Source organism: Micromonospora sp. H33 (assembly GCF_052068455.1).
Lineage (GTDB): Bacteria > Actinomycetota > Actinomycetes > Mycobacteriales > Micromonosporaceae > Micromonospora.
The window spans coordinates 41,366-50,737 of record NZ_JBQHDE010000010.1 but is presented as its reverse complement, the minus strand read 5'-3'; the positions used below and the strand labels follow the sequence as shown (position 1 = coordinate 50,737).

8 protein-coding genes are annotated in these 9,372 nt (G+C 68.7%); 6 read left to right on the top strand and 2 right to left on the bottom strand.

Translation table 11 applies throughout. The annotated features are described in order from the left end of the window. Window positions 1–25: 25 nt before the first annotated feature. From ACTMS0_RS20965 to ACTMS0_RS20955, 3 genes are all read left to right on the top strand, one after another. A complete protein-coding gene (locus ACTMS0_RS20965; RefSeq protein ID WP_441156933.1) occupies window positions 26–3,364 on the top strand; it encodes a hypothetical protein in 3,339 nt (1,112 codons plus the stop codon). A gap of 178 nt (window positions 3,365–3,542) precedes the next feature. Continuing rightward, a complete protein-coding gene (locus ACTMS0_RS20960; protein ID WP_441156932.1) occupies window positions 3,543–4,151 on the top strand; it encodes a hypothetical protein in 609 nt (202 codons plus the stop codon). Window positions 4,152–4,226: 75 nt separating this feature from the next. After that, window positions 4,227–4,658 (top strand): hypothetical protein, encoded by a 432-nt coding sequence (locus tag ACTMS0_RS20955; protein WP_441156931.1) that lies wholly within the window; start codon window positions 4,227–4,229, stop codon window positions 4,656–4,658. 180 nt (window positions 4,659–4,838) lie between these two features. Here ACTMS0_RS20955 and ACTMS0_RS20950 read toward each other — a convergent pair whose 3' ends face one another. Continuing rightward, entirely contained in the window at window positions 4,839–5,048 is a 210-nt protein-coding gene (locus tag ACTMS0_RS20950) for a hypothetical protein (protein WP_441156930.1), read from the bottom strand. An 825-nt stretch (window positions 5,049–5,873) separates the two neighbouring features. Here ACTMS0_RS20950 and ACTMS0_RS20945 point away from each other — a divergent pair. Next, window positions 5,874–6,023 (top strand): hypothetical protein, encoded by a 150-nt coding sequence (locus tag ACTMS0_RS20945; RefSeq protein WP_441156929.1) that lies wholly within the window; start codon window positions 5,874–5,876, stop codon window positions 6,021–6,023. A 638-nt stretch (window positions 6,024–6,661) separates the two neighbouring features. Next, window positions 6,662–6,850 carry a hypothetical protein gene (locus ACTMS0_RS20940; protein WP_441156928.1) on the top strand — a complete coding sequence of 63 codons (189 nt, stop codon included), beginning with the start codon at window positions 6,662–6,664 and terminating at the stop codon, window positions 6,848–6,850. 390 nt (window positions 6,851–7,240) lie between these two features. On the opposite strand, the gene ACTMS0_RS20935 is transcribed toward ACTMS0_RS20940, so the two are convergent. After that, complete coding sequence (locus tag ACTMS0_RS20935) at window positions 7,241–8,050, bottom strand: fumarylacetoacetate hydrolase family protein (protein ID WP_441156927.1); 810 nt, start codon at window positions 8,048–8,050, stop codon at window positions 7,241–7,243. A gap of 163 nt (window positions 8,051–8,213) precedes the next feature. Between ACTMS0_RS20935 and ACTMS0_RS20930 the strand changes: the two genes are divergently transcribed. After that, window positions 8,214–9,350 carry an RNA-guided endonuclease InsQ/TnpB family protein gene (locus tag ACTMS0_RS20930; protein ID WP_441156926.1) on the top strand — a complete coding sequence of 379 codons (1,137 nt, stop codon included), beginning with the start codon at window positions 8,214–8,216 and terminating at the stop codon, window positions 9,348–9,350. The last annotated feature ends 22 nt before the right edge of the window (window positions 9,351–9,372 follow it).

Below are 9,372 nucleotides of genomic sequence, written 5' to 3'. Positions count from 1 at the left end.
GACGGCCTCGCCAAGGGGGTGGCCGATGACGACCGCGACGGTCGGTGGTGGCCTGGTTCAGCAGTTCCTCGGGCTGGTCGCGGGCGCCTTCGAGCCCGATCCGCGGCCGTCGGCAGCGCAGGGCCAGGTGCCCGTGCTGGCTCTTGACGAGCAGGTCGCCCTGCTCGCGCGCCAGCTCGACCACCTCCTCGATGTGCTGAGCCCCCTCCCGGGCGCTCCACCAGACGCGGTGACGAAGCTGCAGCTGCTGCGCGACGAGATCGTGACGTGGCGCGACGGGCGCTTCGATCCCGCCCTGTTCGCCCTCGGCGAGGGTGAACGGCTCGCGGCGCGTGCGCTGTCCACGTCAACCGTGGTGCAGATCGCCGCACCATCGATCATGGCCGCCGCCCAGCTCGCGGCGCCCGGCCGGTGGCTACCCACGGTGCAGGTCTCGCTGGCCACCCAGGCAAGGCACGTCGGCCGCAGGTACGTCGAGGCCATCGGCGAGACCTGGCGGTCCGGCGCCCTGGCCGGCCTGGCCGCGGCGGACGAGGCGATGCGCGGCTTCCCGGGGAAGGTGTGCGATCACTACCTGGGCCTGCGCGACGCGCTGAAGATGGCCATCGACGGGCTGGGTGGCCTGCGCGACAGCCTGGTCGCCCTGAAGAAGGCGAGCGGTCGCCCCACCTCCGGTGAGCCGGCGCTCGACGACATGCAACTCATGGCCGTCGTCGGCCAAGCCCAGACGTGGGGTCCGCTGCGACAGTTGAGAGAGGACCTCGAGTTCGCCCAGGCACCCTACAGCCAGGGCGACGCTAAGCGGGCCTATGCGCTGATCATCCCGCTCGCGGAACGGATTCAGGCCTATCAACTGGTCCTCACCGCGCTGCTCATCGACGAACAACTGGCCACGTTCGTGGACGAGCTCGTCCTGGCCGACGACCTCCGCGCGCGGCTCGGGGCGCACCGCACGACGCTCGCCGGCACCCTCGCGGTGCTGCACGAGGGCTTCACCGGCAAGACCGGCAGGCTCGCCGAGGGCGGCGCACAACTCAGCACGCTGCTACAGAACGAAGCGTTCAGCGACGACTTCGACGCCGCCGTCGACCGGCTCGAGAACCAGCAGATGGTCAAGACGGCCGCCCTGGTGGTCGCCGTCGCCGTGGCCGCGGCGGTGGCCGGTATCGCCGCAGCCGCCGTCGCCGAAATCGCGATCGTCGCGCTCGCCGGCCAGACCGTCGCGGGCACCGCCTGGGTGGCGGTCGGCGGGTTCGCCGCCGACGTGATGGCGTCCACGGTGGTCGACCGGCTCGGCCGGGAAATCCTGATGGGCGAGCAGAGCCTCGCCGGCAGCTCGGCCTTCGGAGACCTGCTCTGGAACGCCGCGTCGGCCGGATTGCTCCGCGGCGTCGGCAACGCCTACGGCAACATGTTCCGAGGGGCCAACGCCAAGAGCCTGCGGTTCCGGGTCGGCAAGGTCGGCACCGATTTCGTGACCATGGCCGCGTTCGGGCAGGTGCAGCAGCTGGCCCGTACCGGCGAGCTGATGGGCGTGCGGGGGACGGGAGAATCCCTGGTCCAGCAGGTCGCGGTGATGGCGGTGATGGGGGTGGGAGCCCGGCTGGCCAGCGCGGTGCGGCCGCGGCTGGGCCAGGTCGCGGAGGTGGCGGACGTGGCCGAGGTGAACGCCGCCGATGCCGGCGCCGCCGACCTCGCCAACCTCATCGACCGAATCAACAGTCCCACCGCGACACCGGCCGAGCGGGACGGGCTTCCCACCCTGGTCCAGGACCAGTACAACCGCGAGGTCCGCATCGTCACGTCGGTCCCGGACGGCACACCCGGCAAGGCGGAGGTGCTGGCCAACTACCGGCAGATCATCGGGGAGATGGAGCTCCGGCTCGCCCTCGCCGGGATGGAGACCGCGCTGGGCGGGCCGGACGCGCCCTCCCGGTTCGGGCCGGTTCAGCCCGGCGTGGTGGCGTTCGCCGACGGGGCCCGGCCCATCGCCGAGAACGTCGAGGCGAGCCGAGGGGCGTCGAGGCTCGCCGAGTCGCCGGCCGTCGAGGGTGCCCTGGAAGCGCCCCACCAGGACGGCACGCTCACCACGTACGTTCCGGCCGAGAAGTTGACTGCGCCGCCGCCTCCGAAGCCCGCCCGGATCGAATCGGCCAAAGCCGACCTCGACCTGGTGACGGTCACCGAATCCGGTGCGCCGGTCACGCTCGCCGACATCGCGCCGCTGACCGACGTCGGCCGGGCGAACCTGGAGAGCCGGTTCTCCGACCTCAGGGTGCGGACCATGCTCGACAAGCTCGACCGGACTTCCCCCGAGCACAAGCTCGGTTTCCTGCAGTTCATGTCCCACCCGGAATTCGCACCACCGGGCCCGAACGAGCCACCACGCAGGTTCTCTGGGGCCGACCTTGAGGCGTTCGCGAACAGCCCCGAGGCGCGTGACTTCGCCAACGCGTACGGCCCGGGGCTGGCCCGGCGCATCAACCACACCATCGCCGGCTCGGCACAGAAGAACTTCTTTCCGAAGGACGTCGTGGCCGCGCTCAGGAAGGCCACCGCGGAGATCGAGGCCGCCGCCCCCGCAGAGCGCGCAGCCGTCATCGAGAAGATCAGACAACGCACCAATACGCAGTGGCTGCTGGACCTCGGCGTAAAGGTGCCGCCGCCACCCCGGCCCGCCCGCCCCACGGCCGCGGACCTCGGCATCGACCGCAAAACGGCGATGTGGAAGGGAATTCTCGAGCTGCACCGCAAGCGGTACGGCACGACGAAGACGGACCCGGAGATCCAGGCCTTGGCCGAGATCGAGATGGTCATGGAGCGGGGACGCCGGGGCGACTTCAAGAAGCTGTCCCACGCGGACCGGATCAAGGTCCTTGTCGGCTTCGCCGCGCGGTGCACCGCGGCGGGCCTCAAGGACGAGGTCAACGGCAAGCTGGGCGCCCTGAACGAATACATGTTCCTGGACGAACCGTTCAAGAAGACGTTCTGGCTGAGCCGGGAGCGCCAACCGGTCAACCGAACCGGCGGGACGGTGCCGGACGCGTACTGGGCCGACCAGCACCGGATGCTCGAGCTCAAGGCCACCCGCTTCGACACGCTGGACCTCGGCGCGCTGAGGAATCGGGCCAGGCAGCACACGGACGAAATCACCGGTGTCTACGACGCGCAGGGCAACCTCAAGGAGACCGGGGATGTGCACAACATGCCGCTGGGGACCACGTTCGACATCTGGTACACGTTCAAGGCCAGCCAGGCGCAGATCGACGTCATGATGAAGGAATTCCAGCGACCGGGTTCCAAGGTAACGCGGGTCAGGTTCCACGACGGTCAATGGCTCGAGGTCAAGCCGGTCGCGCCGTGACTCCCCCGCGGCCAGTCGTCGCGGGCTGTCGGTCCTCAACCATGGTCACCATGGTCAACGGGTCACAGGCGCGGGGTCGGTCCGAACGGCTCCAGGGAGTCATCGCCCCAACCAGGCTGCATCTGCATGAGTCGAGACTACCGAGCGTCGGCAGGGCCACTTGTACGTTGAAAGGTGCATGGACGACGGAGAACGCGAGCAGGCGCTACTCACCGCCCTGACCACCGAGCATTTCGTGCTTCAGACCTCGCGCAGCGCGACCGTCACCGAGTCGGTGGGCCGGGCGACCGTCTTCCTGTCCATGCTCTCTGCCGCGCTGATCGGGCTCGGTTTCGTCGCCAGCAACGCCGCGCTCGTTCGGCCGTACCTCGGGGCGGTGCTGCCGACGCTGGTGATCACCGGACTGCTCACCTTCCTGCGGCTGGTGCAGAACATGGTGGAGAACGAGCTGGATCTCGCGCGGATCCAGCGCATCCGGGCGTACTACCACCGCCGGCTGGCCGGCGAGCACGACTTCTTCGCCGACGCGGTGCAGGGCGAGGGCATCATGCGGGCGACCTGGGCGGCGGTCGGTAACGCACCCCGGCGGGCGCAGCTGTTGCTGACGACGGCGGCGATGGTGGGCGCGGTGAACGCGCTGCTGGTGGGGCTCGCGGTCACGCTGCTGGCCTGGCTCGCGGGCCTGTCGTCCGGGTTCGCGATCGGCGTCGGCACCGTGTTGACTCTGCTGGCCTTCGCCGCCCAGGTCGCCTACATCAACCGCGAGTCGATCTCCCAGCCCGGGTAGGCCATCCTCGTCCTCCAAGTCGCCGACGACGTCCGCTACCCATGATGAAGATGGCTCAGTATCCGGCGTATCCACGTGCCGCACACCCATCAGGCGCTGGTGGAACGGCAGCTCACCATGCTGGCCAGCCGGCGGGCCGACTGGCAGCGGCGACAGCTGGTGGCGCGGCTGGCCGGGGTGGCACCACCGTCGCCGGCCGACCTGGAGGCTTACCGGCGGCTGCGGGCGCTGACCCGCCGCCGGACCGACATGGAGGTGGTGCTGAGCGCCGACCGGGCGGAACGGGAGCGGCTGCGCCGGCAAGCCGGCTCCTCCGCGGAGACCCGTGAGGCCCGTTCCACTGCCCGGGCCCGGCTGCGGGTGCTCTGGCCCCAGATTCAGGAGCAGCAGCAGGAGCTCGCGACGATGAACCGCGAGATCGGCAGCCTCCGCCGGACGCTCAGCGGCGCGACGACCCGACTGGCGCCGGCCGCCGGCGATGGACCATGCGCTGGAAGGCACCGTTGAACGCCTTCCAGATCGCCTTCGAGGGTCGGCTCACCCCGGCCAACCAATGACCGCCTCAACAACCAAGATCAGCCGTTAACTTGATGCTCCCACGCCCGGCGGGCCAGGCCGATCACCTGTTCCCAGGGGCCGTAGTGGTACGGGTTGTCCGCCAGGCGATCGGCCCGAGCAGAGCCACCTTCACGGTGATGTCCCCTCGGCGAGGTCGGCCGGATCGAGACGCAGGGTCGCGAGCAGCCCGGCGTGCCTGTCGGAGTCCACCCGCTCCGGCAGCTCACGCTCGACCCAGTCGGCCCTGGCCTGCTGGCCGCGCTCGCGTAGAGCTTCAACGATCCTGTGCTTGGCGATCCTCATCATCTGCTCCCTTGTGAAGCCGTTCCGGACGGTCATGATCACGGGGTAGCGGCTTGGGACGCGCTGGTCGAATCCCATCACCGGGGCGTCGAGGTGTATCGGCGGGCGTTCGAGCTCTCACCGTGACCGGCAAATCTACGGAAGTGGCATCCCCAGGGGGCGGAGCCGGCGTGGCGGGCACCTCGGATGTGGGATGTCGTCGATTCCGGGTCAACCCCAGGCTACGCCGCTCCGGCCCGGCGTGCCGTGTGCTCCTGAGGCGGTCAGCGGTCAGCGACACACCGTGATGAGCACCAAGGGCAGGAGTAGGACGGTCACCAGAAGGACCACCCGCATACGGAGCGCGCGGACGCCGACGGCCCGCCTGACCCGTACACCGAATGTCGAGGGAGCCGTTTCCCCGCTGACGGGCGGGGAAGACCCGGTCGCGGCGATCGGACGAACGGCCATGACATCGCCTCCTGGCGGCGGACCTCGGCGCGAGCTGCCACACCTCGACGAACACCGCCCGGGTCACGGCGACGGCGAGCGACGGGTTGGCCACACTCTCGCACACCTGGATGAAGACAGCGCGGACGAGACGGCGGTAGAGGCGACCGAAGGCGGCCTGGTCACGGTCGGCGATCCGACTGACGAGATCATTCACAGACTCTGGGTCGGGGATGACGTAGACAGGGGAAACAGGCATCGGATGCTCCTGGTGGTGTGCCTGCGGCTGCGGACACCACCAGGGACCAGGGCGGCCGTTACGCCCCCACCCTACGCCATCGCCCCAGTCATTCCCTGAGGCAACGGTGATGGATGCCGGCCAACCGGCACGGCGCTTGTCCGGCGGGGCCCGATTGTTCGGTCAGCCTGGTCGTGGCGATCGACACGACGCCTGCCCGACTCGACGCGGCCAAGCAGTTCGGCGCCGACATCCTCATCAACAACGCCGAGCAGATCCGATCGCGGCCGTCCGGGGACTTTACCGCGGGGCTTGGCGCGGACGTCGCGATCGAGGCTGTCTGAGGGCCGGCGACCTTCGGACTCGCGGCGGACCTGGTACGCCCGGCGGGACGGGTGCCGAACATCGGGTGTGAACGGCCAACCGATGCGGAGATGTCGACAGTCGCCGATCCGACGGTGCTGGCGTATGTTTAGGCGTATCCGGCAGTTGGTTGGCCCGATATCGGGACCTGCCCATGCCGGCTTCTAAGGGGCGGCATGGCCCGTTCACCCGGATCGACCACCACATTCCCCCGTTGCGGACCAGGGAGACCAGGCCGTCCGACTGTAGGACAGGCGAACAGCAGGGCGGCCCGGCTCGGCGCTACCGCCTGCCAGGGCATCCGGGTGAGGCGCCGGACGACTACACCTCCATCACCGGCTCTATGACCCAACTTTCCTTGAGGAACAGCCGACCCTCACGCAGGGTTGACTTCGCCGTCGTACCACCGCAGTCACCGCCGGCAGCCAGCGAACACCCTACGTCTCGCTGGCGGCGGTGGACAGGTGCGGACCAAGAAGAGGCGATCGTCGACGAGATCGATCGAGCGCAGGCCCTGAACCGTCCGCGCCGACCGGCTCCCGACGAGCCGACGTCGTCCCGGCCGCCCCGGGCAAAACCACCCTCATGCAACCCGAGCAGCACCACGGAGACGACCACCATGCGCTACCTCAGCGACGTCAATCTGCGCGCCGTACTCAACGTCCTCATCAGCCGGTCCGGTGGCACTGTGGAAATCCGCAACGAAGAACTGTACGACGCGATGCTGCCAGACCAGGGCCACGGCGAACAAGTGCTCATCGAGGAAACAGAAACGGGCCTCCGACTGTCCATCGTTTCCCGCCCGTAGGCCCGGCCCCGAAACGTCAAAGCCGCCAGGTCCCCGGACCGCGCGTCGCTGAGTCGTACGCCTCATCCACGAGCGCTGATCTCCAGTTCGCCGCGATACCGACCGCAGAACCTGCGGATTTCGCGCGACCGGTGAGCCCGCCTTACCGCGTTGACCTGCAGATACTCCCCCACCAGACGACATAGAGCGCCGTTGACGTCCGCTCACTGTGGCTGAGCACTCCGTGTGAATCCGGAAGCTGCACCGCCCCTCACCCGCGGAAACGTGAAGTCGCAGGCAGGAGCGGGTGCGGTTGGGCGCAGTTGAGAGCTGTTCGACGCCGTTCAGCATCGTTGACTGCACCTCGCCGCTCCCAATCCGCTCCCCGCTGCGACCGGTCCGGCGCTTGCCTCAGCTCATGCAAGTGGGTTGAGGCGCACCGGCGATGATGGGGTTCCGCAACGTCCCAATCCCGTCGATCTGGCACTCCGCCACATCGCCTGGGTGGATCTGCACGGCGCCGGGTGTCCCTGTGGAGATGACGTCGCCAGGGAAGAGCGGCATCACCCTACTGTGGAAGCTGATGAGATGCTGCGGGCTGAACATCATGTTCGCGACGTTGTTCTTGCGGTGGACATCGCCGTTGCGGACGGTAGCCACCGCGACGGAGGCGATGTCTCCGAACGTGGTCAGCACGTCGCCCATCGGCATGATGTGCGGGCCGAAGGAGAAGAAGCCCGGGAAGTTCTTCGCCCGGGTCAGGAAGCGTGGGTTGCGCGCGAGAATGTCCTCGGCCGTCTGGTCCAGCACTGGCACGACACCCCACACGTAGTCGAGCGCCTCATCGATGGTCACGTCCCGGCAGTAGCGGCCGATCACGAGTCCAAGCTCCGCCTCCGCCGTCACGCGCTCGCTCTGCCACGGCAGCGAGATCGCCTCGCCCGGCCCGACGATGGTGTGGTCGCCCTTGATGAACGACGCCGGCTCGTCCCTGGGGCTGGACTCGGCGAGGTCCGCCGCGTGTTCGACGTAGTTGAGACCGATGCCCCAGACCTTGCGGGGGTGGCGGTAGGGCGCGGTGAACCGGACGTCGTCGACCGCTCGGAAGCCGGAGTCGGCGGCGTCGGCCAGACGCTCCTGCAGCTCCGCCGCCGTGAACCGGGTGAGAACCTCAAGTGCGGTCGGGAAGTTGCCGTCGACGACCTGGTCGACGGCCACCATCCCCCGCTTGTCGTCGAGCAGTACGGCGGTTTCCCGATCGCTGAGGACAGCGGTGGCAAGTTTCATCAGAACTGCGGCGTGGAAACCCGGCCGTTTGGGGCCGGGAGGAAACGCCGCTGCCTCCCTTCGATGATTGTCTTACGTGGACGATAAAATGTGAGGTGTGGGTGGCGTGGTGAAGCGGGCGTACAAGTACCGCTTCTATCCGTCTTGTGAGCAGGCTGAGTTGCTGGGCCGCACCTTCGGTTGTGTGCGGAAGGTGTACAACCTGGCGCTGGAGGCACGTACCCGGGCGTGGGCGGTGGACCGGCAGCGGACCACGTACGTGCAGTCCTCGGCGTGGCTGACCGAGTGGAAGCGCACGGAGGAGTTGGCTTTCCTCAACGAGGTGTCCTCGGTGCCGTTGCAGCAGACGCTGCGGCACTTGCAGGCTGGGTTCGCGGCGTTCTGGGACAAGCGGGCCCGGTACCCGCGGTTCAAGTCCAAGCGCACGTCGCGGGCATCGGCGGAATTCACCCGCTCGGCGTTCCGCTGGCGTGACGGGCAGCTCACCCTGGCCAAGATGGACACCCCGCTGGACATCGTGTGGTCCCGGCCCCTGCCTGAGGGCGCGGAACCGTCGACCGTCACCGTGTCCCGGGACGCTGCGGGCCGCTGGTTCGTCTCCATCCTGGTCGAGGACCCGGCGGTGAAGCCCCTGCCGCCCGTCGATGCCGAAGTCGGCGTGGACGCTGGCATCACCAGCCTGCTCACCCTGTCCCGTCCGGTGCCCGGGGTGAGCGACGAGCAAGGCAAGGTGGCCAACCCGCGTTACGGGCAGGCCGACCGGCGCAAGCTGGCCAAGGCTCAGCGGAACCTGGCTCGCAAGCAGGAGGGCTCCGCGAACCGGGCGAAGGCCCGGCTCAAGGTGGCCCGAATTCATGCCCGCATCGCCAACCGGCGGCGGGATCACCTGCACAAGCTGACCACCCGACTCGTCCGTGAAAACCAAACGGTCGTGATCGAAGACCTCAGCGTGCGCACCATGCTCCACAACCACCGACTTGCCCGCGCCATCTCCGACGCGGCCTGGTCCCAGTTCCGCAGCATGATGGAGTACAAGGCCGCCTGGTACGGGCGCACGGTGATCCCCGTCGACCGGTGGTATCCCTCGTCCAAGACCTGCTCGGCGTGCGGACGGATCAACACCGCGCTCACCCTCACCGTGCGCACCTGGACGTGCCCCGGCTGCGGGGTCGAGCATGACCGGGACATCAACGCCGCTAAGAACATCCTCGCCGCCGGGCTTGCGGAGAGGTGAAACGCCTGCGGAGCTGATGTAA

What these genes read in the sequence shown, in the direction of transcription:
- ACTMS0_RS20965 (WP_441156933.1), top strand. Translation starts at nt 26, where the DNA reads ATGACGACCGCGACGGTCGGTGGTGGCCTGGTTCAGCAGTTCCTCGGG.
- ACTMS0_RS20960 (WP_441156932.1), top strand. Translation starts at nt 3,543, where the DNA reads ATGGACGACGGAGAACGCGAGCAGGCGCTACTCACCGCCCTGACCACC.
- ACTMS0_RS20950 (WP_441156930.1), bottom strand. Translation starts at nt 5,048, where the DNA reads ATGACCGTCCGGAACGGCTTCACAAGGGAGCAGATGATGAGGATCGCC.
- ACTMS0_RS20940 (WP_441156928.1), top strand. Translation starts at nt 6,662, where the DNA reads ATGCGCTACCTCAGCGACGTCAATCTGCGCGCCGTACTCAACGTCCTC.
- ACTMS0_RS20935 (WP_441156927.1), bottom strand. Translation starts at nt 8,050, where the DNA reads ATGGTGGCCGTCGACCAGGTCGTCGACGGCAACTTCCCGACCGCACTT.